The organism is Embleya sp. NPDC020630 (assembly GCF_044334985.1).
Classification (GTDB): domain Bacteria; phylum Actinomycetota; class Actinomycetes; order Streptomycetales; family Streptomycetaceae; genus Embleya.
On record NZ_JBIRUB010000001.1, the window covers coordinates 1,428,562 to 1,451,962 of the forward strand.

Sequence of the window (23,401 nt, forward strand, 5' to 3'; positions counted from 1 at the left end):
CCGTCCTCGTGCGGCCAGAACGCGACGGTGCCGGCGCGTGGCGGATCGGCGGGCGCGAAGGTGGCCGCGTGTCGGGTCAGGTCGAGCGGGGGGTGCGGGGCGCGGGTGGCGATGTCCGTTACTCCTGGGGTGCCGGGGGTGCGGCGGCGGGCCGCCGCGAGTGGATCAGGTTCTCGATGCCGTCCAGGACCAGACGCAGGCCGAACTCGAAGCCCGCGTCGGGTGCCTGCTCGTAGACGCCGCCCTCCCAGACCCGGGTGAGGGTGGGGAAGCGGGTGGGCCGGATCAGTTGCTCCAGGTAGGGGGTGCTCTCCGCCCACCAGTCGTCGTAGCCGGCGCCGCCGGCGAGCGCGTCCCGACCGACGTCGACGGTCACCTGGGCGACGCCTCGCACGTAGCCGTCGACGAGACCGACGACATGCGCCATCTCGGCGTCGGACAACCCGAGGTCGGCGACCGTGCGCAGCCCCGCCTCGGCCCGGGCGGTCAGTCGCGGGCCCATCAGCAGCAGCCCGGGTCCCCACAGACGCACCACCCACGGATGCCGGCGGGCCAACTCCCGGTCGGCGCGGGCACGTTGTTCGAGCGCCGCGCGCCAGCCGCTCCCGGTCGGGTCGGGCAGGGCGGACTCGCCGAGCACGGTGTCGAACATGACGTGCAGCAGCTCCGCCTTGCCCGGCACGTAGGTGTAGAGCGACATGGTGCCGACGCCGAGGCGTTCGGCGACCGCGCGCATCGACAACGCGTCGAGCCCGTCGGCGTCGGCCAGCTCGATCGCGGCGCGGACGACACGATCCACGGTCAGCCCCTGCTTCGGCCCCCGGGTGGGCCCGTCGCCCGTACGCCACAACAGCGCGAGCGTCCGCGCGGGATCCGCGCGCCCACCCCGTTCCCGTGCCACTCGTACGCCCTTCGTAGGAAACTCCGCATGGCGTACCGTACGCCATGCGGAGTGGTTCCGTACAGCGTACCGAGTTCCCTTTTCGGTCGGCGGAGTTGGCGGTCGGCGCGGTCGGCGGTCGCCGACCCGGTCAGGCCGGGCCGTCGCCCCGCTCGACGACGTCCCAGGCGTGGGCGAACAGTTCGGGCAGGGTGAATCGCCAGGTGTGCCGCCCCCAGACCCGGTCGCCGATCACCTGCACGCCGAGCAGCTCCGCCTTCCACACCTCCATCGGCCACAGCCACTTGTGCGTCGCCTTGGCCCAGTCGCCCGGCAGGAAGATGCCGCGCCCGGCCCGTGCGCGTTTGTCCGCGACCACCACGCCGGCCGCCTCCAGCGCACCGGCCGCCCGCTTGTGGCGTGCGGTGTTCCAGCCGTTCCAGCGGCGCACCCGGCGATCGCTCGGGCGTTCGAGGACGAGGATTTGCAGGTACAGGGCCGCCGCGTCGGTATCCACCGACAGCGCCTTGGCGACCCTGGCCACCGTCTCGGGCGCGGCGACGGCCGGGTCGCACTCGTACCCGCCGACCGGCAGCGCGCCGCTCGTGACGCGCTCCGCCACCCGCCTGCTCCAGTCGCCCCGGACAAGGTCGACCACGTCGCGGACGTACGCGCCGCTGGAGGCCACCTCGCGCAGCAGTGTCGAACGTTCGTCGTCGGCGTAGTACGCGGGCCGGAAGTACAGACGAGCCCTCGGGTCCGGGTGGCGCTCGGTGGGCTCGGCGACCGAGGCGATGGTGAGGCCGTCGTCGAAGGTCGTCGTGGTGAGCGGGATCGGGCCGACGTAGGGGCGATCGCCGAACAACTCGCGCAGCCGGTCGGCGGAGTCGCACGTCCGCGGCGCGTAGCCGGCGCCGAGGAGCAGGCCCGGATGATCGAACCGGACGCGCAACTCGGCCAGCAGGGCGGGCAGTCCGGCCCGGACCGGGTCCCCGGCGGGCAACTCGGCGTAGATCACGGGTAGCGCGCCGGCGAGCGACTTCAGGAACTCCTCGAACCAGCGCACCCCCTGCTCCTCGCTGGTGCAGTACACCCCGCCGACGCCCTCGGCCAGCCAGGGATCGTGGTCCACGCTGCTCAGCGGGTGGGTGGCCGGGGCCAGGAACGCGGCGCAGATGTGGGCGGCGGGGGTGTGCAGCGTGACGTGGTCGAGTTCGGCCGGCACCGCCAGCGACTCCTCCGGCACCGGGATCGTGCGCCCGAACCGGGCCACCCACGCGGCACCGATGCGCTCGGCGAGTGCGTCGGCGCCGGTCGGCTCCCACAGGTCGGCCGGATCGTCCGGGAGCACGCCCGCGAACACCTCCAGGCGGTCGGTCTCGGTGAGGCGGCGCAACTCGTCGAAACCGGCTTCGAGTTCGGCCGGGCCGAGACCCAACTCCCGGCGCTGGTCCGGCTCCATCCGGGGCAGGGTGTTGATGCCCCCGGCATTGCCGGTCAGGAGCAACGCCGACGCCGCGCGGGAGACTCCGGTCGCCTCGGCCAGTCGGCCGCCCGCTTCGGCGCGCCACGGCATCGGCCCGCGGGCGCGCACCGTCTCGACCAACCGGCGCAATTGCCCCGCGTCGCCCCAGCCGCGCGGCGCGTCGACCCACTCGACCGGCCCGCCGAACTCGGGCGGCGCGGCGTCCCCGGTCCATACCTGGAGCACATCGCAGCGGCCGTCCCGGGGCCACGAGGTCGCGATGGTGGCCCCCCGGTCGTCGCGCACCGCCGTCGCCTCGGCGCGGGCGTTGCCGATGCGGATCCGCGTGGCGGGGTCGGCGAACACCGTCTTCGCCCACAGGTCGAGCAGCGCGAGCAGCGCCTCGCGGTGCTCGGGCCGGGTCGACGGTGCCGCCGCGCGCAGCGCGACCGCCTCGATCCGGCCGATCAGCGCCGGCCAGGACCCGTCGCCGACACAGCCCGGCCCGTCGGATTCGACGGGCGGGGACCAGGTGCCGCCGAGGTAGCCGGCGACTCGGGTGAAGCCCGCCAGGATCTCGCGGTACCACATGCCCGAGCCGGTGACGAGGCCGCCGAGCGCAGAGGAGAACCACTGGTCACGGGGGTCGACAGTCGTATGTGCCATCCGACATGCCTATCGTGTCGCACCGACGCCGCCCCCGGCGGCCCGCGACCCCCGCGACCCCCGCGACCCCCGCGACCCCCGCGGCCCGCGCGTCCCCGGTGGCGGGTCAGCCCACCCGCGCCCGCTCGGCGGACGCGAGGGCGGCGCGCAGGAACTCGCCCGTCGCCGAGTGCTCCGCCTTGACCAACTCGGCCGGCGTGCCCTCGAACACGACCGTGCCACCGTGCTTGCCGCCGCCCGGACCCAGGTCGAGCACGTGGTCGGCGCGACGGATCACGTCCAGGTTGTGCTCGACCACCACGACCGTGTTGCCCGCGTCCACGAGCCGGTCGAACAGCCCGACCAGGGTGTCCACGTCGGACATGTGCAGGCCGGTGGTCGGCTCGTCGAGGATGTACAGGCTGCCCGTCTTGTGCAGCTCGCTCGCCAGCTTGAGTCGCTGCGCCTCGCCCCCGGACAACGAGGACAGCGGCTGGCCCAGCGTCAGGTAGCCGAGCCCCACCTCGACCAGCGTTGTCACCCGGGCGCGCAACTCCGGTTCGACGAACCAGTGCACCGCCTCGTCCGCGGTCAGCGCCAGCACGTCCACGATCGACTTGCCGCGCAGGGTGTACGCCAACACCTCGTTGCGGAACCGCCGTCCCTCGCACACCTCGCAGCGGGTGGTCACCGGGTCCATGAACGCCATGTCGGTGCGGACCACGCCGCGCCCCTCGCACTCGGGGCACGCGCCGGTCGAGTTGAAGGTGAACCACCCCGGGTCCACGTCGTTGGCCTTGGCGAACAACCGGCGCAGCCGGTCGAGGACACCGACGTAGGTGATCGGCGTCGAACGCGAGGTGGTGCCCACGCCCGACTGGTCGACCACCACCGCCTCCGGATACGCGGCGACCAGGACGTCCGAGATCAGCGTGCTCTTGCCGGAGCCCGCGACGCCGGTGACCACGGTGAGCACGCCGGTGGGGATGTCCGCGTCGACGTCGCGCAGGTTGTGCAGGTTCGCGCCGCGGATGGGCAGCACGCCGGTCGCGGTGCGCACGATCGGCTTGAGCGCGGCCGGCCGGCGCAGCGCCCGCCCGGTCGGCGAGTCGGCGGTGCGCAGGTCGGCGAACGGGCCCTCGAACACCACGGTGCCGCCGTGTACGCCCGCGCCGGGGCCGACGTCGACCACGTGGTCCGCGATCGCGATCACGTCCGGGTCGTGCTCGACCACGAGCACGGTGTTGCCCTTGTCCCGCAACCGGGTGAGCAGGTCGCCCAGCCGGACCACGTCGCGCGGATGCAGGCCCACGCTCGGCTCGTCGAAGATGTACGTCATCCCGGTCAGGCTCGACCCGAGGTGGCGCACCATCTTCAGGCGTTGCCCCTCGCCGCCGGACACCGTCGAGGTGGGCCGGTCCAGGTGCAGGTAGCCGAGCCCGATCGCGACGATCCGCTCCAACGCGACGGCGGCCGGCTCGGCGACCCGACGGGCGACCGGATCGCTCAGCCCGGTGAGCACCGGCACCAGGTCGGCGATCTCCATCGCCGCGTAGTCCGGCAACGAGCGCCCTTCGATCAGCGACGCCCGCGCCGCCGCGTTCAACCTGGCCCCCGCGCAGTCCGGACACGGGCCCTCGGTGACGAACCGGGCCAGCGTCTCGCGACTCTTCTCGGCCAGCGCCGAGGTGTCCCGCTTGAGGTAGAGCCGATTAAACCGGTCGACCAGACCCTCGTAGTCGATGTGGTGCCGGCCGTTGCTGTTGACGATCTCCACCTTGGCGCCGGTGCCGTACAGGAACAACCGCCACTGCTCGTCGGTGAACTCGCGCACGGGGACGTCGGTGGGGTACAGGTCGTGGTGCGAGTACAGCTGCCACTGCCAGCCGCCGACGGGGAAGGCGGGGTGGCGGATCGCGCCCTCCCGGATCGACCGCGACGGGTCGATCAGTGCGTCCAGGTCCAGCCGTACGGTCCGGCCGAGCCCCTCGCAGGTCGGACACATGCCGCCGGGCGCGTTGAACGAATAGTGGTTGGCCGGCCCCGCCGAGGGGGTGCCGTGCCGGGAGAACAACACCCGAAGCAGCGGATGGATGTCGGTCATGGTGCCCACCGTCGACCGGGAGTTGCCGCCGATCGGCCGCTGGTCGACGACGATCGCCGTGGACAGGTGCTCGATCGAATCGGCCCGGGGCCGCTCGTGCTTGGGCAGCCGGTTGCGGACGAACGCCGGGAACGTCTCGGCGAGTTGCCGCTGCGACTCGATGGCGATGGTGTCGAACACGATCGACGACTTGCCCGATCCGGAGACCCCGGTGAACACCACGATCCGATTCTTGGGGATACGGAGCGAGACATTCCTGAGGTTGTGTTCCCGGGCGCCGGTGATCACGATGTCGTCGTAGTTCATGCCGCCACGGTATGGAGGGGTCCCTGACAGGTGGTGTCAAGGATTCGCGGGCGACCCCGGATCGACCCGGGAGGACGCCGCCGGGTTGTTGCAGCAGATGTGCACATACCCCTATATGGCAACTAGGCTCGGCGCATGAGTGCCTCACCCATCGTCCTCGGCATCGAATCGTCCTGCGACGAGACCGGGGTCGGCCTGGTCCGCGACGGCCGGCTGCTCGGCCACGCCGTGTCCACGAGCATCGCCGAACACGTGCGCTTCGGCGGCGTGGTGCCGGAGATCGCGGCCCGCGCGCACGTGCACGCGGTGACCCCGACGGTACGGGCCGCGCTGGAGTCGGCGGGGCTGCGGCGCGGTGACATCGGCGCGGTGGCGGTGACCACCGGGCCGGGTCTGGCCACCGCGCTCCAGGTCGGCGTGGCCGCCGCCAAGGGCTTCGCGCTCGCCCTGGACGTGCCGCTGTACGGGGTGCACCACCTGGCCGGACACGTCGCCGCCGACACCCTCGAACACGGGCCGCTGCCCGACCCGAGCGTGGTGCTGATCGTCTCCGGCGGACACACCTCGCTGCTCCTGGTGCGCGACCTCGCGCGCGACCCGATCGTGCACCTCGGCGACACCCTCGACGACGCGGCGGGAGAGTGCTTCGACAAGGTGGCCCGGGTGTTCGGCCTGCCCTATCCGGGCGGCCCGGCCATCGACCGGGCGGCGCGCGACGGGGACCCCGCCTCGGTGGCCTTCCCCCGCGGGCTGACCGGCCCGCGCGACGACCCGTACGCGTTCTCCTTCTCCGGCCTGAAGTCCGCCGCCGCCCGCTGGGCCGAGCGCATGCGCGCGCAGGGCGCCGAACTCCCGGTCGCGGACGGCGCCGCCGCGCTCCAGGAGGCGGTGGCCGACGTGCTGACCCGCAAGGCGCTCGCGGCCTGCCGCGCCCACGACGTACGCACCCTGGTCGTGGTGGGCGGCGTCGCGGCCAACTCCCGGGTGCGCTCGCTCGCGGCGGAGCGCTGCGCCGCGGCGGGCATCGAACTGCGGGTGCCGCCGCCGCGTCTGTGCACCGACAACGGCGCGATGATCGCGGCCGTCGGCGACCTGCTGATCCGCGCCGGCGTCGCCCCGGCCCCCCTCGACGTCTCGATCGACCCGTCGGCGCCGCTGGAATACGCGTCGCTGCACCCGACGGCGCCGACGGCGCGGCGGGCGGCCGGGTAGTCCCCGACCGCCCGGCGCTCGGTCCGTCAGGGGGTGTAGCGCAGGAGCCAGTCGCGGTCCGGGTCGCGGCCGAAGTCGGGGTCGTTGGGCGGGTCGGCCGGCTTCTCCTCGACCAGGTCGTCCGCTGCCACCCGCTCGGGCAGGTGGCCCCAACGCGCGGCGCGGGCGGCCTGATCGGCGTCCGGGTCGGCCGCCGTGCGTGCCGTGGTCGGCGGCTGGGGGTGTTCGTGGCCTCGCTCGGCGTCGGGCCGCTGTCCGGTGTCGGGTCGTGCTTCGTCGTTCGGTTGTGGTTCGAGGTCGGACCGTCGTTCGTTGCCCATGACTACCCCTGCCCTGTTCAGGCCGTGCCCGCTTGACGGCTCAACCGTACCTCCGACGGCGCGGGGATAATGGGCTCGTGTACGTCGAACGTCGGTCCCCCCTGGCTCCGCTGATCGTCTGGACCCGAACCGTCGAGGCGGACGGATCCGCGCGGGTGCTCCCGGACGGCTGCATCGACCTGATCTGGTCCGGGGACGAGCTGGTCGTGGCCGGTCCCGACACGCTGGCCCACGTGGTGGAGGACCGGGTCGGGGCGCGCTACGCGGCGGTGCGCTGCGCCCCCGGGGTCGGGCCCGCGCTGCTCGGGACGCCCGCCGACGCGCTGCGCGATCGGCGGATCCCGCTGGCCGACGTATGGGGCGAGCGCGACGTGCGGATCCTGAGCGAACGCCTCGCCGCCGCCCCCGACCCGGCGGCGTTCCTGGAGGAACTGGCCGCCGCGCGGCTGCGCGACCGCGACCCCGAAGCGGCCCGCTTCGCCGGCACCGTGGTCGGCGAGTTGCGGGCCGGCGCCGACGTCGCGACGGTCGCCGCCGGCGTGCGACTGAGCGAGCGGCAACTGCACCGCCGCTCGCTGGCCGCCTTCGGCTACGGGCCCAAGACGCTGGCCCGGGTGTTGCGCCTGGAACGAGCGCTCGACCTGGCCCGCACCGGGATGCCGCCGGCCCGGGTCGCGGCGGGCAGCGGCTATGCCGACCAGGCCCACTTCGCCCGCGACGTCAAGGCGCTGGCGGGCGTGCCGCTGCGCACCCTGCTGGGCTGAGCGCACGGGCCCGCACCGGCTACGCGGCCTGCGACCGCGGGGCGAGCAGGTCCACGCCGTTGCCGTCCGGGTCGTGCAGGACGGCGTACCGCTGTCCCCAGAACGCGTCCCACGGCGCCCGGTATCCGGTGAACCCGGCCGCGACCAGCTCGGCGTACTTCTTGTCGACCTCCGCCGGATCGGCGAACGCGAAGGCCAGCGAGGCCCGGTGGCCACCGGTGGGCGGGGTCCAGTCCGGGGCGAACGAGCGGACCGTCGCGATCGTGTCGAGGACCAGCAACGGGCCGTCCGGCAAGGGCACTTCGACATGCGGCTCGGCGTCGGCGTCGGCCGGGACGGCCAGGCCCAGGGCCCGGTAGAACGCGAGCGAGGCGGCCATGTCGGCGACCACGAGCCCGATGAAGTGGAAGCGGGGTGTAGGAGAAGTCATGCCCGCACGCTAGCCGGCGGCGGCGCTTGTGGTCTTGAACGAATCGGACGTGTCGCCGGGACGGCCCCGGGTCCACCTCAGCGCCCGGCACGCCGGCCCCACACCAGCGCGAGCAGCGTGGTCGCCGCAGCGAGGGCCGCGCCGAACCACAACACGCTCGACGTGGCCACCGCGTCCACCGCCACCCCGCCGAGCAGCGAACCCAGCGAGATGGCCAGCTGGAACCCGGTGACGAAGACCGCCGAGCCCGCCTCGGGCGCGTCCGGCGCCACCCGCAACATCCACCCCTGCAACGCGACCGGCACCGCGCCGTACGCCAACCCCCACACGAGCATCGCCGCAGCGGTCCCCGGGGTCCATGTCCCCGACACCGCGAGCACCACGACCGCCGCGGTGAGCAGTCCGGCCGCGAGAGCGAGCGTGCGGTGCGGCGGGCGGCCGGCGTACGCCCCGGCCAGTACGTTCCCGACCACCCCGGCGACGCCGTAGCCCAGCAGCAGCGCGCCGATCGGCCCCGGGCCCAGGCCGCCCGACTCCTCCAGGATCGGTCGTACGTAGGTGTACGCGCCGAAGTGCCCGGCGATCACCAGGACCAGCGCCGACACACCGGCCACCACCCCGCCGCGCCGCAGCAGCGCCGGGATCTCGCGCAGCCGCACCGCCCGCTCGGCGGGCAGCGGTGGGAGCAGGACGAGCAGGGCGACCAGCACCGTCGCGCTGAGGCCGGCCATCGCGGCGAAGGCGGCCCGCCAGCCCGCCCACTCGCCGATCATCGTGCCCACCGGCACGCCGACCACCGAGGCCACCGACACGCCGCCGAAGATCACCGCCGAGGCCCGACCGACCGAACCGGCCGGCACCAGTCGTACCGGCAGGCTCGCGCCGATCGCCCAGAAGCCGCCGATGCTGATGCCCACCAGGACGCGGGCCACCAGGAGCGTGGCGAAGTTCTGCGCGAGGGCGGCGATCGTGTTGGCGGCGAGCAGCACGGTCATCATCGCGGCGAGCACGATCCGCCGATCCACCCGCCCGGCGGCCACCAGCACCGTCGGCGCGGCGAATCCGGCGACCACGGCGGCCAGGGTCATGGCCAGGCCCGTGGTGCCGTCGGAGACGTGCAGGCCGTGCGAGATCGGGGTGAGCAGGCCGACCGGCAACATCTCGGTGCTGACCACGGCGAAGGTGCCGACGGCGATCGCCGCCACGGCGAGCCAGGAGCGCAACGACGCGGTTCCGGGCGCCGGATCGGCGGGGGTGGGTCGGTCAGGGGCGGGCAGGGGCGCGTCGGTGTCGACGATCGGTTCGAACATGCCCTCCACCCTGGGCACGGCCCCGACCCCGAACAACGGCGAAGATCGCATGCGAGCATAGGGGCCGCTTATGCTCGCAGGTCGGAATGTGGGAGACGGCCCACCCCGGGCCCGGTGCCCGGTGCCCGGGGCCGAGCGGGGGAGGGGAAACGGGATGAGTGTGGAGTTCCGGGAGCTGGAGTGCTTCGTCGTGCTGAGCGAGGAACTGCACTTCACCCGCACCGCCGCCAGGCTCTACACCTCACAGGCCCGGGTCAGCCAACTGCTGCGGCACCTGGAGGACCGGATCGGCGCACGGCTGTTCGAGCGCAGCAGTCGCCGGGTCCGGCTCACCCCGCAGGGCGAACTGTTCCTGGCCGAGGTACGACCCGCCTACGTCACTCTCACCGGCGCGGTCGACCGGGCCAAGGCCCGCGCCCGGGGCATCGAGGGCGTGCTGCGGATCGGCTTCGTCGGCACCCCGTACGGCGCCCTGCTCGACCTGGTCGGCGACTTCCGCGCCCGGCATCCGCAGGCCCGCGCCGACCTGGTCGAGATGCCGCTGTCGGACCCGTTCGGCCCGGTGCTGCGCGGCGAGATCGACGCCGCCTTCGTGACCCTGCCCGTGGGTGATCCCACGCTGCGCACCGGCCCGGTGATCGCCGCCGACCCGCTGGTGCTCGGCGTCTCGACGCGGCACCCGTTCGCGCGGCGGGCGCGGGTGGACGCGGAGGACTTGGCCGACTGCGTGTTCGTGGAGATCGCCGGACCCGCGCCCGCGCCCTGGCGTGAGCTGCAGTCGCCGACGGTGACCCCGGGCGGGCGACCGATCCCGCGTGGGCCGGGCGCCGGCACCCTCCAGGAGGTGCTGTCGCTGATCGCGGGCGACCACGGCGTGCTGCTGTTCTGCGCCCAGTTCGCCGCGTACAACGGCCGCCCCGACGTGGCCTTCGTGTCGGTGACCGGGCTGAGCGAGTCGGCGGTGACGCTCACCTGGCGGCGCGGGGACGAGACCGCCCTGCTGCGCGCGTTCGTGGCCGCCTCGGGGCGGCAGGTCGTACCGGCGTAGCCGCGCACGGTGAGCCCGGACCCGGGTCGGGCGCCGTCGGGCCCTACCGTGGGGGCGTCCGTCGATCCCGTACCGAAGGCCCCGGTCATGCCGCTGCTCACGATCAAGTCCGAAGGTGAGGTCGAGGTCGAGGTTCGGCGTTCCCGCTTCGTGTGCGCCCTCGCCCGGGTGTCCGACGACGCGCAGGCGCAGGCGTTCCTGGCCCGCCGCCGGGCGCTGCACGCGTCCGCGCGGCACAACTGCTCGGCCTGGATCGCGGGTGGGCAGGAGAAGGCGTACGACGACGGCGAACCGTCCGGCACGGCCGGCGCGCCGATGCTCCAGGTGTTGCGGCGCCGTGAGCTGACCGAGACGGTCGCGGTGGTGACCCGGTACTTCGGCGGCATCATGCTCGGCGCCGGCGGCCTGATCCGCGCCTACGGCTCGGCGGTGACCGAGGCGGTGGACGCGGTCGGCGTGGTCGAGCTGCGCCCGATGCTGGTGCTGACCGTGGATGTCGACCACGCGCACGCCGGGCGGCTGGAAAACGACCTGCGCGGGCTCGGCCACGAGGTGCGCGACATCCGCTACGGCGCCGAGGTGGCGATCGACGTATGCGTCCCGGAGCCGGACCGGGACCGTTTCGTGGCGCGGTTGACCGACCTGACCGGCGGCCGGGCGAGCGCTCGCGAGACCGGGCGCACGTTCGTCGAGGTGGACGCCTCCCCCAACAATTCCTGACGCACTTCTCGCGCCCGTACGCACGGTGCCGGTTGAAACCCGCCTCAGGTCGGAACACCAATGGGTGTACGGGTACTCGCGCGGGGGCTGCGGGAAATGAGGAAGTGATGACGGCTGGATACGACGAGAAGTCGGCCATCGACCAGGCCGAGGTCGTCCGGGCGGTGCGCGAGCGGGTGATCCGGGCCCGTTCCGTGCTGGCGGAGGCGAGTGACGCGCACGACACGAACGCCTTGCCGCCCGCGCTCGACGAGCTGGAGGACGCGCTGCACGAGGCGCGGGAATACGGCGTGAGCGTTCCACCGGCGGGCGAGGCCTGAGCGGCCGCCGACCGGCTTCGAAGTGCTTGTTTCAGGGGCGCTCGTTGTCGAGGGCGCCTAGTTCGAGGGTGCCGATTTCAGGGATTTTCGTGCAGGCCCGCGTCGGCGGGGCCGAGGACGAAGCGGGTGAAACGCACCCGTAGGCCCGCGCGCTGCGGTGAGCAGCAGAACGGCCCGGCGGTGGCCGACGCGTTCGGGGACAGCGGGGCGAGTCGGATGGTCCGCCACGGCTCGTCGGTGTGCCGTGCCCGGATGGTGAGCGCGTCGCCGGCCCGGCTGACCCGCACGGTGATCGGCCCGCCCGCCCACTCGGGTACCGGGGCGATCGACCAGTCGGAGACACCGCGCGTAACCACGGCTCCGACGTGCAGCGCGCCGTCGGTGACCTCGACGCCCGCCTTGACCCAGGTTTGCTCGTCCACTCGGACGAACACCCCGGCCTGGTCGTAGAGCGCGTCGAAGTCCGCCTCGAAGGTGACCTCCACCGCCGTGCCCGCCGGCAGGTCGGTGAGCAGCGCGCTCCCGGTGTCGCGGGTGAAGCCGTAGGACGTCTGCCGCCAGAAGTCGGCACCCGGCACCGGGCTGACCACCAGTGCGTCGCCGTCGCGCTCGGCGCCGGCCGGCGGGTTGAGCCAGTGCGCGTCGTCCCAGTCCACCGCCACGGAATCCATCCGCCGACCCTATCCGGGCGCCGGTTTGGACCCGTCCCGGTACTCGCCCCCCGGCTCCGGTGCGGCCGGGTGGAAGATCGTGGCGAGGCCGGCGAGTGCCGTGTCGAGGTCGGTGAGCGGGCTTCCCGGCGTTCGGTGGGTTATGGGCAGCGGGCGGTACGGCGTGCCGGGTCGACGGCCGATCGCGCGGCGCACGGCGCCGATGTTGGCCGCCACGGCGGTCCTGGCCTCGGTTTTCGGGGTGTGTCCGGGGGCGAGTTGGGCGAGGCGGTGAGCCGGTCCTACGCAGGCGCGTACGGCGTCGATCGCCTGGACGGGGTGCGGGCCCGGGCGGTGTCGGCGGACCAGTCGGTGGTGGGCGCGCAGGGCCGGTTCCAGAGGGTGCAGCGCGGCGACCGCGGCGTCGAAACGGTGCAGCGGGTGGTCGGTGGACGACGGTGCGCCGGTGGGGCCGGCGAGGAGCGGGGTGAGTGCGGCCAGGGCGTCGGCGACCCGGCGGCGCAGGATGTCGACGGTGCGGATCGGCAGGATCAGCCAGGTGGTGGCCACGCCGAGCGCGGCCCCGAGCAGGATCGCGGCGAGGCGATCCACCAGCAGATCGCCGGCGGGTTGGCCGAAGTAGCCATAGAGCAGGGACAGTACGGCGGTCACGCAGGCGGCCCAGTAGGCATAGTCGATCGTGCGCAGCCAAGAGCCGAGGGCGAGCAGGGCGAACATGACCGGTACGGCGCCGGCGTCGTGGGCGGCGAACGCGCCGCCGAGCACGCCGGCGAAGGCGGTGCCGGCCGCGGCGCCGACGGTGCGCACCAAGCCCCGGTGCAGCGCGTCGCCGCGGCCGCGGGTGCCGGCGCAGACGAGGTAGGTGGTGAGCACGGCCCAGGACCAGTGCGTGGGCCAGAGAACGCGGCCGAGGGCGAAGGCCGCGCCGAGGGCGAGACCGGTCTGTAGGGCCATTCGTGTACTCGCGGGAAGACGGCGCCGGGTGCCGGTGGGGGTGCCGGCTCGACGCGGCTTGGGGCCGGGGCCGGGGATGGCCAGGTGTACCGCGCCGACCCAGACGGCGGTGATCAGGGTGCTCAGGCCGACCCACAGGGTGTGCGTGTGATCGGCGGGACGGGTGCCGACGGCGGGCAGGACCAGACTCGCCACCAGGGGCAGCGCCGCGACATTCGCGGCGGCGGCGATCCGGGAGGCGAAGCGGCGCAGTTCGACGGTGGTTGCCATGGCGAGTGCGAACAGGGTGCCGCCGACGGCGGGATGACGTGGGATCAGGGCGCCGATCTCGGCGGCGAGCATGGCGAGCGGGGGCAGGACGAGACAGGCGAGCGCGCGGTCCAGCGGGTCGGCGTCGCGCTGGGTGCGGGCCAGGGTCAGCGCGATCACCACGGTCGCGACGACGATGTCGGCGTGTAGGTGGGCGGTGCGTTGCAGGAGGAGGGCCGAGCCGTAGGCGGCGAGGACCGAAACCATCGCGACGGTGGTCGCGCGAGGCGATTCCATGGCGGAAATCGTAAGCGCAAGCTTAGTAAATAGTAAGTGATAGCTTGGCAATATGACCGGAGCGGGAGCGGGTATGGAGTCGTCGACGGCCACCGGGCAGGGCGGCGGACGGGCCGACGGGCCGGTCGAGTCGGGCGATGTGGCCGAGATTCGGCGCGGGATCACCGCGGTCGCCGGGCGCATGCGGGCGAGTCGGTCGGCCGACGCGTTGAGCAGTAACAAGGTGGTGGTGCTGGGTCGGCTGCTGCGGCACGGGCCATGTACGCCGGGCGAACTGGCCGCCGCCGAGCATCAGCAACCCCAGTCGCTCACCCGGGTCTTCGCGGAGCTGGCCCGGGACGGTCTGCTCACTCGGGCCAGGGACGCCCGGGACGGGCGGCAGTCGGTGCTCACGCTGACCCCGGCCGGCCGCGCGGCGCTCGTGCGCGACGCGGCGGAGCGGGACGCGTGGTTGGCCGGGGCGATGGGATCGCTCACCGAAACCGAGCGGCAGGTGTTGCGCCTCGCCGCCGACCTGATGCGGCGGATGGCCGGCGACGGGGCGAGTGGCGCGGAAGTACCACCCGAGGACGATAAGTGACCGCGTACTAGATGGCTGCGGTGACACGTCAGTCCGGGCGGCTTGCCGTCAGGGCCTTGTCGAGCAGTTCGCGTGTGTCGGCGATCGCGGTCGACAGGGTGGACGCGGTGAGTCGGCCGGCGATCTCGTCGACGTCGCGCAGGCCTGTACGGTCGAGCAGGGTTTTCTCGTTGGTCACCCACTCGCCGCGACCGGCCGCCACCGCGTGTGCCGCCTCGCAGGCCGCGCGGCCGATCGCCCCCGCGACGTCGGTGACATGCCCGTGTGCGGCGTGCGCCTGGTCCGCGTAGGTCAGGGTCAGGCGCGCGTCGTCGCTCCACCGGACGTGCGCGGCGCGGCGCAGCGCCGACGGGTAGGACGGTCGCGGCAGGTCGCCGAACAGCACCCGGTTGACCGCGAGTTCGGCGACCACGAGGTAGGTGGGCACGCCGGCGAGGTGGAACATCAACCGCTCGACCTGGAAGCGGCCATCCCGTGCCTCGGCCAACCTCCGCTCCACGTCCGCGAGTTCGCGATAGTGGAGGTCGATGGCCCGATCCTCCACGGTGAGCCAGGCGCCGCCGTTGAAGACCCCGCCGCCCCAGGCGCCGAACTCCGACACCTCGCCCGGCCAGCCCAGGCCCCGGACCGCGTCGGGGGTGAAGCCGTCGCGGTAGTAGACCGCGAAGTCCCAGTCGCTGTCGGGTCGGTGGGTGCCCTGGGCACGAGACCCGCCGAGCACCACGGCGGCCACTCCGGGCAGCGCGGCGAGACGTTGGGTGACGTGTGTGGTGAAGGATGCGTCACTGGTCATGTTCGGCAGCGTATCCTGGCGCCGGCGGAACGGTTGGCCGGGGCGCGTGGGTCGAGGCTCGTCGGTGCTCGTTGGTCGGTGCTCGTTGGTCGGGGCTCGTCGGTCAGGGCTTGAGGTAGCCGCGCCGCACCGCCTCGTCGATCAGTTCCAGGGTGTAGGCCCACAACGACGGTGAGCCGTCCTCGATCGTGCTGCCCTGCTTGGCCAGCACTTCGGTGCGGGTGAGGTCGTACTCGCGCCAGGTGCCGCCCTCGGTGTGGAAGTTGAGCAGGCACGGCTGGAACCGGTCGATCGCCTTCGCGAAGCGCGCGTCGGGCGTCTCGCGGGCCTCGAACTCCTCCCACAACGACCGGAGTTCGTCGCCCTGCGGAGCCGGAAGCAGGCCGAATATGCGGTCCGCGCCGCGCTGTTCGCGCTCGACTTGGTCGACCTCGGCGACGCTGTCGTAGTAGAAGGTGTCGCCCGCGTCGATCTCGACCAGGTCGTGGATCAACAACATCCGGGTCACGCGGGCCACGTCGACGTCGGTCGCGGCGTGCTCGGCCAGCGTGCCGGCCAGCATGGCCAGGTGCCACGAGTGCTCGGCGGTGTTCTCGCGCCGGGAGGCGTCCGCGATCAGGTTGCGCCGCACCACGGCCTTGAGCCGGTCGATCTCCAGGATGAAGCCGACCTGCGCGGCCAGGTGCGGGTCGGTGGGCGGGAACAGGGGAACACTGGACAAGACGACTCCTGGCTAGGCCGAACGATCACGCGGTATCCAGATCGCACCACCGTTCCGCGAGCGCGGTCACCAGCAGGTGGGTATTGGTACGCGGCACGGTCGGGATCACGGACGCGTCCACGATATGCAATGCGCGCAACCCGAATACCGCCCCGGTCGGGTCGACCACGCCGGCGGCCGGGTCCTCGGCCATCCGGCAGGTGCCGACGCCGTGGTAGAAGGCGTAGTGGGTGCGTCGGATCAGTGCGTCGGACTCGGCGTCGCCGAGCGCGGCCGCGCGGTCGGCCTCGATGTTGTCGAGGAGGATCCCGCTCTCGCGTGCGATGCGAGCGGCGAGGCGGCGGCCCTCGCGCAGCCGGGCCAGGTTGTCGGGGTGGGCCGGGAACGGCCAGTCGATTCGGGCGGGCGCGGCGGGATCGGCGGAGGTGGGGGTCACCGCGCCGGCGCCGGCGGGGAGTTGCAGGCTCACGCTGATGTCCAACTCGCACGTGCCGTCCGGGTTGCGCCGGGCGACGGGGGTCAGCTGGAGGTCGTGGCGCCGGCGGGCGGTCGCCTTGGCGATCACCTGGAGGGTGGGCGCGTCGGCCGGGACCGCGTCGGGGTCGACCCGGGCGGCGAAGGAGACCACCGGGTGGTCGGTCAGATGCCGGCCCACGTGCGGATTCGCGGCGGCGAGCCCGGAGCGGGCGAGCAGGAGCGGGGACTGCACCACGCCGGCCGCGAGGACCACCCGACCGGCGGGCACGATGGTGCCGTCGGCGAGTTCGACGCCGACCGCACGGCCGTGTTCGACCAGCACGCGTGCCACGTGCGTGTCGGCGCGTACGGTGACCCGGTCGGCCGCGCCGGCCAGGTACGCGGCGGCGTTGGAGACCCGGGTGCGGTCCCGGCGATTCATCGGGATCGGGCCGACGCCGGTGCCGGTGGGCGCGTTGTGGTCGGCGCAGTCCGGTATGCCGACGGCCGCGCAACCGGCGGCGAACGCGGCCTGGAGCGGGGCCCAGTCGGCGCGAGGGTGCCGGATGATCGGGATCGGCCCTTCGGCGCCGTGGTAGGGCTGGTCGCCGAAGTCGAGATCGTGCTCGATCCGGTTCAGGTGCGGCAACATATCGGCCCAGGACCAGCCCTCGGGCCAGGTGTCGAGGTCCTCGGGTTCGGGACGCATGGCCACCGCGCCGTTGGTGGCGGACGAGCCGCCGACCACCCGGCCGCGCGCGTACCGCAGGTCCCGATCGCCGGAGACGACCGTGTCGCCCCAGTCGTAGGGCGCCCGGATCGGACGGGACAGTCGCTGCAACTCCTCGGGTAGCGCGGCGGGACCGGCCTCCAGCAGGAGCACGTCGTAGCGCTCCGACAACCGCGCGGCGACCACACACCCGGCCGATCCGGCCCCGACCACGACAACCTCGAAACCCCGCATGATGCCCCCTTCCGCGCGCACTGACGACCCGTCATAGCTATCATGACTATGATGGCCCCACAAGGGTCGTGCACAACCGCAGGGTTGCGTGGTGCGCTATCGGCCGCGCCCGGCGCGGGCTCGGCGTGAGCGGGCGGCGGCCACAGTCGTTCCAGCGGGGAGCCCGGGGGGTGCCGGGCGGATCGTGTCGGCATGGTCGCCGGGTGGTGTGGCGTCGCCGGCGTCCGACCCGATGCCACCGAGCAGCGCCGGCAACCTCGCGACCACGATCGGTAATCGGCCGCGCCGCGCCTCCCGATCGGATGCGGTGCTATCGGTGTTGCTCGGGGGGCGTGACGCCCTCCGGGACGATGTAGTCGCGGATCAGGCGTTCGGCGTCGCGGACCAGCGGGCGGAAGACCTTGTAGCGGGACAGGGTGATCACACGTTCCACCATCGGAGTGGTACGGGCCACGAAGGCGCGGGACTTGGCGCGCTCGGGGGAGCGGTCGTACACCCAGAAGAGCACGATGCCCATCAGGTGCAGCCACAACAACTCCGGGAGCAACTCGGCGAGTTCGTCGTCGATGCGGAGCGAGGAGCCGCGCAGCACGTCGGCGAACAGCTCGGTGACCTGTTCGCGGATCGGGTACGACTCCGCGGAGAACGGGCTGAGCGGGCTCTCCGGGTCGGCGGCGTTGCGGAAGAACTGGACCGCGAACGCGTGATAGGGCTCGGCCACCTCCAGCCACACCGACAACACCACCTGGAGCCGGTCGCCGAAGTCGCGGACACCGCGCAGCTCCTGCCGGCAGCGGGTGATGTGCTCGTGGGTGAGGCGGTCGTAGAAGCCGTGGATCAGGTGCTCTTTGGAACCGAAGTAGTAGTAGGCGTTGCCGACCGAGACGCCGGACTCCTGGGCGATGGCCCGCATGGTCGTCTTGTCGTAGCCGCGTTCGCGGAAGAGCCGCAGCGCGGTCTCCAGGATCAGGGACCGCGTCTGCTCGCTCTTGCCGGGGCGCCCGCCCGGGTCCGGCCTGTCGCCGCCGTCGGTCGGGTTCGCTGCGTCGGTGCCTGCCACGTGCTCCACGAGAGGCAAGGTTAGTGGGCGAGCTCGCAGGCATCGTCACACTCGACGACCGTCCAGGGCTCCCGGTAGGGGTTCCCGTCCGGGTCGGGCGGCAGTGGGCCCCGGTGTGTGGCCGAACGGATCCGGGCCGCGCCCAGGACGGCGGCCCGAGCCATCGGCATCCCGAGCGGCGTGCCGAGCCGGAAGGACAGGCCGCGGTACGCGCGCAGCGCCCACAGCACGGTGACCCACGCGGCGGCGCCGGACCACACCTCGCCGGAGCCGCCCACCACGGTGAGTTCGCGCAGCGTGGCGTCATGGTCCAGGTCGGGATAGCGGTTGCGGGCGCGCGGCGAGGCGGCCGGCACCAGATCGACCGCGATCAGGGTCGGCTGCCGGGCGATCCAGCCGGACAGCGCGACGCACAGCGGGCAGTCGGCGTCGAAGAGGACGGTGATCCGGCGGACCGGGGGAGGCGGGGCGGGGGTACCGCGCCGGGCCGTTTCCTCCGATCGGCCCGGCGCGGTGCTTCCCTGGGAGATGGTCATCGGGATCAGACCCCGGGAGCGGGGTGGGTGGAGCCCTGGGGTGCGATCGGCGGACCGTAGGCCCGGCCGGACAACTTCCGGGCCCGCTGGGGCGCGTGCGTGCCCGGATCGGTCGCCTCGTCCAGGCCGCGCCGCCGGATCCGACTCAGCACGTAGACGTTGAGCAGGTGCAGCCCACCCAGGACCAGCGACACGGTGCCGAGCTTGACGGAAAGCGCCTCGACCGAGCCGCGTGCGTCGTCGACGGTGTCGCCGACCTTGAGGTAGAGCGCGACGAAGCCGAGGTTGACGAGGTAGAAGCCGACCACCAGGAGGTGGTTGACGGCGGCCGCGAGTTCTTCGCGGCCGCGCAGGACGTCCTGCAGGAAGATCTGTCCGTTGCGGCTCAGCGTGCGTGCCACCCACACGGTGAGCGCGATGCTGATGCCCAGGTAGATGGCATAGGTCAGGACGGTCATGTCCATGGACCGGCTCCTTTTTGAACGTGTTCAAACTGGCCGACGCCGGTGACTCTAGACCTGTTTTTGAACACGTTCAAGTTGTTGGCCGGGTGGGTGTGCGAGACGGGTCGGAACGCACGAAACCCGTCGATCACCCCGCAAAGGCGAGGTGATCGACGGGTGTTGGGGAGTGGGTGGGGTGGGAGGGGCCGGTCAGGCGGCAGCCGGTGCGGACCAGTCGATGTGGTGGCGCTGCGCCTCGCCGAACATCCGTTCCGGGGTCAGCACGGTGCGGGTCATGATCGGCATCAGCAGGGCCATGACGGCCTTGGTGAGCGGCCCCGCGGCCTTGCTGTTGTTGGTCTTGGCGGCAGCGGCGGCGATCTTCTCGACCCGGGGTCGGCGCATCGCCTCGTACGCGGCGAACGCGGCGGTCGGGTCGGGGAAGTCGCGCAGGCAGCGGGCCAGTTGTATGCCGCTCTCCATTGCGAGTGAGGCGCCCTGGCCGGAACTGGCCGAGGGGGCGTGCGCGGAGTCGCCGACCAGGACCAGTCGATCGCGGTGCCAGTGCGGCAGCGGGGGCATCAGTTCGAGCGGACCGGCGACCAGGACGTCGTCGGCGGAGGCCGCGCGCAGCACCGCCTCGGCGGGGATGTCGCCCGCGTGCGCCTCGCGCAGCAGGCCGAGCCATCGCTCGGCGGGGACCGCGCGGGCCTCCGCGGTGGTCATCGGCGGATGCGGCAGATTGCTGAACAGGGCCACGCTGCCGTCGGATTGGGTCCAGTAGCCGAAGAAGGCGCGCTTGCCGAAGGCGAAGTGCATGGTGCCGGGGGCGGGCCGGGCGTCGCCGTCGCGGTCGCCTTCGCCCGGGATGTGGGCGCCGACGCCGAAGCCGAGCAGGCCGACGTATTCCGGGGCGGGCGCGGCGGGGTCGATCAGGGTGCGGACCGTGGAGCGGATGCCGTCCGCGCCGATCAGGATGTCGGCGGTCGCGGTGCTCCCGTCGGCGAACTCGGCGGTGACGCCGTCGGGTTCCTCCCGCACCCCGACGAGCCGGCGGCCGTGTTCGGTGCGGATGTCGTGACCGAGGGCGTGCTCGCGCAACACCCGGTGCAGGTCGGCGCGCAGCACGGTGCGGCTCGGGGGCAGGCCGGGCAGACCGGCGGCGGCGCCGAGACGTCGGCCGCGACCGTTCTCGAAGACCATGTCGGAGGTCGGCTCACCGATCGCGGACACCGCCTCCTCGGCGCCGATCACCCGCAGCGCGTCGAGCCCGTTGGGTGCGATGCTCAGTGCGCCGCCCGACGCGTCGCCGGGCGCGATGTCGGCATACGCCTCGTACACGGTGGCCTCGATGCCGGCCTTGCGCAGCGCGCATGCCGTCACCGGTCCGGCGATGCCGCCGCCGATGATCATCGCGGTCCTGACGCGGTTCATGTCTCTACTCCGAGATGAGGGGGACGGGGCAGGCGGGCCCGATCCGGGCGGATGTCGGGAATTACCTGGTCAGGGGGTGTGCGCGGGGTCGGCCACGGTGGGCGTGGTGCCGTCGCGGCGGGCGCGCCGTACGTCCTCGACGAACGCACGGCTGAACATCGCGGACAACACCGCGACGCCGCTGCGGTGGATCCGGACCTCGCCGTGGTCGATCGCACCGACCAGGCGGACCACCCGGCCCTTGGCGGCGGCCGGCGCGGCGGAGTCCTTGACCCGGCCGCGACCGGTCCAGCGCAACCCGCTCTGCTCGATCACCGCGTCGTCGGGGACCAGGAGCTTGAGCATCGCGTGGTCCAGGTCGACCCGGATCTCGATGTCGCCCTCCTCGATCCGCGGCGAGCGCAGGTCGAGCACGGCGGCGGCCCGCCGTTCGCGGACCTCGAAGGTGGTCGCGGTGGTCCAGTGGCCCAGGTGCTTGGTGGTGGCGTGGTCGGCGTGGATGCGGACCGGGGTGGTGGCGGCCATCGGGAGGCTCCTTGGGGTCGGTGTGGGGCTTCGGGCTTCGATGAATCAATAGTTGCATGGAGACTAGTGTTTTGGCAACTAGTGCTTCTGATGCTAGTTGCCGGAAATCCAGTAGGGTTGGCCGCATGACGACGACTTTCCGCAGGTCACCGCTGGCGCTGGCGCTACTGGGCCTGCTCTACCGCGACCCGATGCACCCGTATGCGATCCAGCAGCGGATCAAGCAGTGGGGCAAGGACAAGGTCGTCAACGTGGGTCAGCGCGCGTCGCTGTACAAGACGATCAATCGGCTGCGCGAGGCCGGGTTGATCGCGGTGCGCGAGACCGAGCGCGATCAGCAGTACCCGGAGCGGACCGTCTACGAGATCACCGAGGCGGGCCGCGTCGCGTGCCACGCCTGGATGGCGGAGATGGTGGGTACGCCGCGCAACGAGTTCCCCGAATTCCCGGCGGCGCTGTCCTTCCTGGCGCTGGTCACCCCGGAGACGGCACGCGAGTTGTTGACCCGGCGTCGGGAGGCGCTGGTCGCCCGGCTCGCCGATCTGGATGCGGAGGCGGCGCAGACCACGCGGATGAACCTGCCGCGTGTGGTGGTGTTGGAAGATGAATACCTGCGCGCGATGACCGACGCGGAACTGCGCTGGGTGGACGCGGTATCGGCCGATCTGGCGGCGGGCCGGCTGGCCTGGGATCAGGCGTCGTTGGCCGCCTTCGTCGACGCGACGGCGGAGTAGCCGCCGCACGCACCGTCGGCGCCTCCCCGGGGTGCTCGTGCGGCGGCCGTATCATCCACCTGATCGACAACTCGGTGACCGCGCTCGGCCCGGGCGCGCCGGGTGGCGACGACCCGGGAGCGACCTTGTCCGACGCACTGGAATACCACGTCCTGCACATCGCGGTGGAGACCGAGAGCGAGGGGCGCGCGATCCTCGACGAACTGGCCCGAGACCCCGGCCGGTTCGGCGAACTCGCGCGCAAACGCTCGAAGGACCCGCTGTCCGCGGCCAAGGGCGGCGACCTGGGCTGGGGGCAGGAGGACGACTACGCCGACGCGTTCGCCGAGGCCCTGGTGGCGCTGCGCCCCGGGCAGGTGAGCGATCTGGTTCCGGCCCAGTACGGCTTCCACATCATCAAGCTGGTGAACACCCGACCGGCCCGCTACGTCGACGAGGACTGAGTCGGCGCCCGTTCGGGTGACGGATCCCGCGCGGATGCATCCGGGCGGCGACGGTGTGCGTCCATGGGGCAGGAGCGTCGTCGTGCGGCGGGAACCCCCGTCGCGCCGGCGTGCGATCGAAAGGGATACCCGGGATGACTCGTACTCGGCACACGTCGGACACCCGCCGGCCCGGCGCGGCGAAGGTGTTCGGCGCGGCGGTCGTCGCCCTGGCCGCGGTCGGACTCTGCGCGCCGTCCGCCTCGGCGGTGCGCAACGGTACCGACGCGCCGGTCGGAGCGGCGCCGTACACCGTAGCGCTGTACACCGCCGACGGCGAACTGCTGTGCGGCGGAACGCTCGTGGCCCCGACCAAGGTGCTCACCGCGGCGCACTGCGCCACGGCGGTGGACGACCCGACCGGCATCACCGTGGTCGCCGGCAAGGTGGAGTTGACCGCGCCCGGCGGTCGGACCCGGAAGGTGACGGGCGCGCGCGTGCACTCGAAGTACACCCAGGGCACGCTCACCTACGACGCCGCCGTACTGACGCTCGACCGGTCGCTCAAGGACCCGACGCTGCCGATCGCCGGCGCCGAGGACGGCGCGCTCTACACCCTCGGCAAGTCCGCGACCGTCTACGGCTGGGGCAAGCGCGACGGCGGAGTGCCCACCACGCGGCAGCAGCGGACCACGCTGGTGTTGTCGCCGGTGGCGTCCTGCGACCCGTACACCTTCCCCGGCGACACCACGGCCACCAAGGTGTGCGGCCTGCCGCCGGCCGCCAACCCCGGAACCAGCATCTGCCGGGGCGACTCGGGCGGGCCGCTGGTGGCCGGCGGCAAGCTGATCGGCATCGTGTCGTCGGGCAACAAGTACTGCGACGGCGCCCAGCCGCGCTCGGTCTTCACCCGCGCGAGCGCGGTCACCAAGGACCTGGGTCTCTAGTGCTGTGACCGGAAACGTTCACCGGGTGGCCGGTGGTCGTGATGGTCTGCGTGCCGGTTGGATGTCATGGACATCCAACCGGCGACAGGGG

25 protein-coding genes are annotated in these 23,401 nt (G+C 72.8%); 9 read left to right on the top strand and 16 right to left on the bottom strand.

All coding sequences use genetic code 11. The features are described 5' to 3' along the window. Positions 1–118 precede the first annotated feature (118 nt). The 3 genes from ACH4XV_RS05960 to ACH4XV_RS05970 all read right to left on the bottom strand — a co-directional run bounded on the left by ACH4XV_RS05960 (position 119) and on the right by ACH4XV_RS05970 (position 5,400). Positions 119–901 carry a TetR/AcrR family transcriptional regulator gene (locus tag ACH4XV_RS05960; protein ID WP_395787001.1) on the bottom strand — a complete coding sequence of 261 codons (783 nt, stop codon included), beginning with the start codon at positions 899–901 and terminating at the stop codon, positions 119–121. Between the two features lie 130 nt (positions 902–1,031). After that, on the bottom strand, positions 1,032–3,011 hold the full coding sequence (locus tag ACH4XV_RS05965) for a hypothetical protein (protein ID WP_395787002.1): 1,980 nt from the start codon (positions 3,009–3,011) through the stop codon (positions 1,032–1,034). A 106-nt stretch (positions 3,012–3,117) separates the two neighbouring features. Then, positions 3,118–5,400: an ATP-binding cassette domain-containing protein gene (locus ACH4XV_RS05970; RefSeq protein WP_395787003.1), complete on the bottom strand. Its 2,283-nt coding sequence runs from the start codon at positions 5,398–5,400 to the stop codon at positions 3,118–3,120. Between the two features lie 135 nt (positions 5,401–5,535). On the opposite strand from ACH4XV_RS05970, the gene tsaD reads away from it, so the two are divergent. Next, complete coding sequence (gene tsaD, locus ACH4XV_RS05975) at positions 5,536–6,612, top strand: tRNA (adenosine(37)-N6)-threonylcarbamoyltransferase complex transferase subunit TsaD (RefSeq protein WP_395787004.1); 1,077 nt, start codon at positions 5,536–5,538, stop codon at positions 6,610–6,612. A gap of 26 nt (positions 6,613–6,638) precedes the next feature. On the opposite strand, the gene ACH4XV_RS05980 is transcribed toward tsaD, so the two are convergent. Continuing rightward, the gene (locus tag ACH4XV_RS05980; protein ID WP_395787005.1) at positions 6,639–6,932 is read right to left on the bottom strand and encodes a hypothetical protein; all 294 of its coding nucleotides are present in this window, start codon (positions 6,930–6,932) and stop codon (positions 6,639–6,641) included. Between the two features lie 77 nt (positions 6,933–7,009). On the opposite strand from ACH4XV_RS05980, the gene ACH4XV_RS05985 reads away from it, so the two are divergent. Continuing rightward, entirely contained in the window at positions 7,010–7,696 is a 687-nt protein-coding gene (locus ACH4XV_RS05985; protein ID WP_395787006.1) for a helix-turn-helix domain-containing protein, read from the top strand. A gap of 19 nt (positions 7,697–7,715) precedes the next feature. Here the strand turns inward: ACH4XV_RS05985 and ACH4XV_RS05990 are convergent, their stop codons facing one another. Together ACH4XV_RS05990 and ACH4XV_RS05995 are read right to left on the bottom strand one after the other, a co-directional pair. Continuing rightward, on the bottom strand, positions 7,716–8,126 hold the full coding sequence (locus ACH4XV_RS05990) for a VOC family protein (protein WP_395787007.1): 411 nt from the start codon (positions 8,124–8,126) through the stop codon (positions 7,716–7,718). Positions 8,127–8,203: 77 nt separating this feature from the next. After that, positions 8,204–9,436 carry an MFS transporter gene (locus tag ACH4XV_RS05995; RefSeq protein ID WP_395787008.1) on the bottom strand — a complete coding sequence of 411 codons (1,233 nt, stop codon included), beginning with the start codon at positions 9,434–9,436 and terminating at the stop codon, positions 8,204–8,206. A gap of 154 nt (positions 9,437–9,590) precedes the next feature. Here ACH4XV_RS05995 and ACH4XV_RS06000 point away from each other — a divergent pair, with 154 nt between their 5' ends. The 3 genes from ACH4XV_RS06000 to ACH4XV_RS06010 all read left to right on the top strand — a co-directional run bounded on the left by ACH4XV_RS06000 (position 9,591) and on the right by ACH4XV_RS06010 (position 11,524). Further along, positions 9,591–10,484, top strand: coding sequence for a LysR substrate-binding domain-containing protein (locus tag ACH4XV_RS06000; protein WP_395787009.1), 894 nt, complete (start codon positions 9,591–9,593; stop codon positions 10,482–10,484). An 87-nt stretch (positions 10,485–10,571) separates the two neighbouring features. Further along, positions 10,572–11,204 (top strand): YigZ family protein, encoded by a 633-nt coding sequence (locus ACH4XV_RS06005; RefSeq protein ID WP_395787010.1) that lies wholly within the window; start codon positions 10,572–10,574, stop codon positions 11,202–11,204. Positions 11,205–11,311: 107 nt separating this feature from the next. After that, positions 11,312–11,524 carry a hypothetical protein gene (locus ACH4XV_RS06010; RefSeq protein ID WP_395787011.1) on the top strand — a complete coding sequence of 71 codons (213 nt, stop codon included), beginning with the start codon at positions 11,312–11,314 and terminating at the stop codon, positions 11,522–11,524. A 77-nt stretch (positions 11,525–11,601) separates the two neighbouring features. Here ACH4XV_RS06010 and ACH4XV_RS06015 read toward each other — a convergent pair whose 3' ends face one another. Both ACH4XV_RS06015 and ACH4XV_RS06020 read right to left on the bottom strand, forming a co-directional pair. Continuing rightward, complete coding sequence (locus ACH4XV_RS06015) at positions 11,602–12,195, bottom strand: DUF1349 domain-containing protein (protein ID WP_395787012.1); 594 nt, start codon at positions 12,193–12,195, stop codon at positions 11,602–11,604. Positions 12,196–12,204: 9 nt separating this feature from the next. After that, the gene (locus tag ACH4XV_RS06020; RefSeq protein WP_395787013.1) at positions 12,205–13,695 is read right to left on the bottom strand and encodes an FUSC family protein; all 1,491 of its coding nucleotides are present in this window, start codon (positions 13,693–13,695) and stop codon (positions 12,205–12,207) included. A gap of 73 nt (positions 13,696–13,768) precedes the next feature. On the opposite strand from ACH4XV_RS06020, the gene ACH4XV_RS06025 reads away from it, so the two are divergent. Continuing rightward, the gene (locus ACH4XV_RS06025; protein ID WP_395787014.1) at positions 13,769–14,275 is read left to right on the top strand and encodes a MarR family winged helix-turn-helix transcriptional regulator; all 507 of its coding nucleotides are present in this window, start codon (positions 13,769–13,771) and stop codon (positions 14,273–14,275) included. 28 nt (positions 14,276–14,303) lie between these two features. Here ACH4XV_RS06025 and ACH4XV_RS06030 read toward each other — a convergent pair whose 3' ends face one another. The 8 genes from ACH4XV_RS06030 to ACH4XV_RS06065 form a co-directional block, all read right to left on the bottom strand. Further along, positions 14,304–15,068 carry a nucleotidyltransferase domain-containing protein gene (locus ACH4XV_RS06030; RefSeq protein WP_395787015.1) on the bottom strand — a complete coding sequence of 255 codons (765 nt, stop codon included), beginning with the start codon at positions 15,066–15,068 and terminating at the stop codon, positions 14,304–14,306. A 103-nt stretch (positions 15,069–15,171) separates the two neighbouring features. Continuing rightward, the gene (locus ACH4XV_RS06035; protein ID WP_395787016.1) at positions 15,172–15,789 is read right to left on the bottom strand and encodes an HD family hydrolase; all 618 of its coding nucleotides are present in this window, start codon (positions 15,787–15,789) and stop codon (positions 15,172–15,174) included. A 25-nt stretch (positions 15,790–15,814) separates the two neighbouring features. Next, complete coding sequence (locus ACH4XV_RS06040) at positions 15,815–17,209, bottom strand: GMC family oxidoreductase (RefSeq protein WP_395787017.1); 1,395 nt, start codon at positions 17,207–17,209, stop codon at positions 15,815–15,817. 310 nt (positions 17,210–17,519) lie between these two features. Continuing rightward, positions 17,520–18,278 carry a TetR family transcriptional regulator gene (locus ACH4XV_RS06045; protein ID WP_395787018.1) on the bottom strand — a complete coding sequence of 253 codons (759 nt, stop codon included), beginning with the start codon at positions 18,276–18,278 and terminating at the stop codon, positions 17,520–17,522. Positions 18,279–18,289: 11 nt separating this feature from the next. Next, a complete protein-coding gene (locus ACH4XV_RS06050; protein ID WP_395787019.1) occupies positions 18,290–18,805 on the bottom strand; it encodes a thiol-disulfide oxidoreductase DCC family protein in 516 nt (171 codons plus the stop codon). Positions 18,806–18,810: 5 nt separating this feature from the next. After that, positions 18,811–19,269 (bottom strand): hypothetical protein, encoded by a 459-nt coding sequence (locus tag ACH4XV_RS06055; protein ID WP_380000477.1) that lies wholly within the window; start codon positions 19,267–19,269, stop codon positions 18,811–18,813. Between the two features lie 189 nt (positions 19,270–19,458). Beyond that, positions 19,459–20,682, bottom strand: a complete 1,224-nt coding sequence (locus tag ACH4XV_RS06060; protein ID WP_395787020.1) for an FAD-dependent oxidoreductase — start codon at positions 20,680–20,682, stop codon at positions 19,459–19,461. A gap of 69 nt (positions 20,683–20,751) precedes the next feature. Then, complete coding sequence (locus ACH4XV_RS06065; RefSeq protein ID WP_395787021.1) at positions 20,752–21,207, bottom strand: hypothetical protein; 456 nt, start codon at positions 21,205–21,207, stop codon at positions 20,752–20,754. 125 nt (positions 21,208–21,332) lie between these two features. On the opposite strand from ACH4XV_RS06065, the gene ACH4XV_RS06070 reads away from it, so the two are divergent. The 3 genes from ACH4XV_RS06070 (at position 21,333) to ACH4XV_RS06080 (ending at position 23,310) form a co-directional block, all read left to right on the top strand. Then, a complete protein-coding gene (locus ACH4XV_RS06070) occupies positions 21,333–21,941 on the top strand; it encodes a PadR family transcriptional regulator (RefSeq protein ID WP_380000471.1) in 609 nt (202 codons plus the stop codon). Positions 21,942–22,066: 125 nt separating this feature from the next. Then, positions 22,067–22,384 carry a peptidylprolyl isomerase gene (locus ACH4XV_RS06075; protein ID WP_380031239.1) on the top strand — a complete coding sequence of 106 codons (318 nt, stop codon included), beginning with the start codon at positions 22,067–22,069 and terminating at the stop codon, positions 22,382–22,384. Between the two features lie 134 nt (positions 22,385–22,518). Next, a complete protein-coding gene (locus tag ACH4XV_RS06080; protein WP_395787022.1) occupies positions 22,519–23,310 on the top strand; it encodes a S1 family peptidase in 792 nt (263 codons plus the stop codon). The last annotated feature ends 91 nt before the right edge of the window (positions 23,311–23,401 follow it).

What these genes read in the sequence shown, in the direction of transcription:
- ACH4XV_RS06070 (WP_380000471.1), top strand. Translation starts at nt 21,333, where the DNA reads ATGACGACGACTTTCCGCAGGTCACCGCTGGCGCTGGCGCTACTGGGC.
- ACH4XV_RS06010 (WP_395787011.1), top strand. Translation starts at nt 11,312, where the DNA reads ATGACGGCTGGATACGACGAGAAGTCGGCCATCGACCAGGCCGAGGTC.
- ACH4XV_RS06080 (WP_395787022.1), top strand. Translation starts at nt 22,519, where the DNA reads ATGACTCGTACTCGGCACACGTCGGACACCCGCCGGCCCGGCGCGGCG.
- ACH4XV_RS05980 (WP_395787005.1), bottom strand. Translation starts at nt 6,932, where the DNA reads ATGGGCAACGAACGACGGTCCGACCTCGAACCACAACCGAACGACGAA.
- ACH4XV_RS06065 (WP_395787021.1), bottom strand. Translation starts at nt 21,207, where the DNA reads ATGGCCGCCACCACCCCGGTCCGCATCCACGCCGACCACGCCACCACC.
- ACH4XV_RS05965 (WP_395787002.1), bottom strand. Translation starts at nt 3,011, where the DNA reads ATGGCACATACGACTGTCGACCCCCGTGACCAGTGGTTCTCCTCTGCG.
- ACH4XV_RS06025 (WP_395787014.1), top strand. Translation starts at nt 13,769, where the DNA reads ATGGAGTCGTCGACGGCCACCGGGCAGGGCGGCGGACGGGCCGACGGG.
- ACH4XV_RS05995 (WP_395787008.1), bottom strand. Translation starts at nt 9,436, where the DNA reads ATGTTCGAACCGATCGTCGACACCGACGCGCCCCTGCCCGCCCCTGAC.
- ACH4XV_RS06020 (WP_395787013.1), bottom strand. Translation starts at nt 13,695, where the DNA reads ATGGAATCGCCTCGCGCGACCACCGTCGCGATGGTTTCGGTCCTCGCC.
- ACH4XV_RS06055 (WP_380000477.1), bottom strand. Translation starts at nt 19,269, where the DNA reads ATGGACATGACCGTCCTGACCTATGCCATCTACCTGGGCATCAGCATC.
- ACH4XV_RS06030 (WP_395787015.1), bottom strand. Translation starts at nt 15,068, where the DNA reads ATGACCAGTGACGCATCCTTCACCACACACGTCACCCAACGTCTCGCC.
- ACH4XV_RS05990 (WP_395787007.1), bottom strand. Translation starts at nt 8,126, where the DNA reads ATGACTTCTCCTACACCCCGCTTCCACTTCATCGGGCTCGTGGTCGCC.
- ACH4XV_RS05970 (WP_395787003.1), bottom strand. Translation starts at nt 5,400, where the DNA reads ATGAACTACGACGACATCGTGATCACCGGCGCCCGGGAACACAACCTC.
- ACH4XV_RS06060 (WP_395787020.1), bottom strand. Translation starts at nt 20,682, where the DNA reads ATGAACCGCGTCAGGACCGCGATGATCATCGGCGGCGGCATCGCCGGA.
- ACH4XV_RS06050 (WP_395787019.1), bottom strand. Translation starts at nt 18,805, where the DNA reads ATGACCATCTCCCAGGGAAGCACCGCGCCGGGCCGATCGGAGGAAACG.
- ACH4XV_RS06000 (WP_395787009.1), top strand. Translation starts at nt 9,591, where the DNA reads ATGAGTGTGGAGTTCCGGGAGCTGGAGTGCTTCGTCGTGCTGAGCGAG.
- ACH4XV_RS06015 (WP_395787012.1), bottom strand. Translation starts at nt 12,195, where the DNA reads ATGGATTCCGTGGCGGTGGACTGGGACGACGCGCACTGGCTCAACCCG.
- ACH4XV_RS06005 (WP_395787010.1), top strand. Translation starts at nt 10,572, where the DNA reads ATGCCGCTGCTCACGATCAAGTCCGAAGGTGAGGTCGAGGTCGAGGTT.
- ACH4XV_RS06040 (WP_395787017.1), bottom strand. Translation starts at nt 17,209, where the DNA reads ATGCGGGGTTTCGAGGTTGTCGTGGTCGGGGCCGGATCGGCCGGGTGT.
- tsaD (WP_395787004.1), top strand. Translation starts at nt 5,536, where the DNA reads ATGAGTGCCTCACCCATCGTCCTCGGCATCGAATCGTCCTGCGACGAG.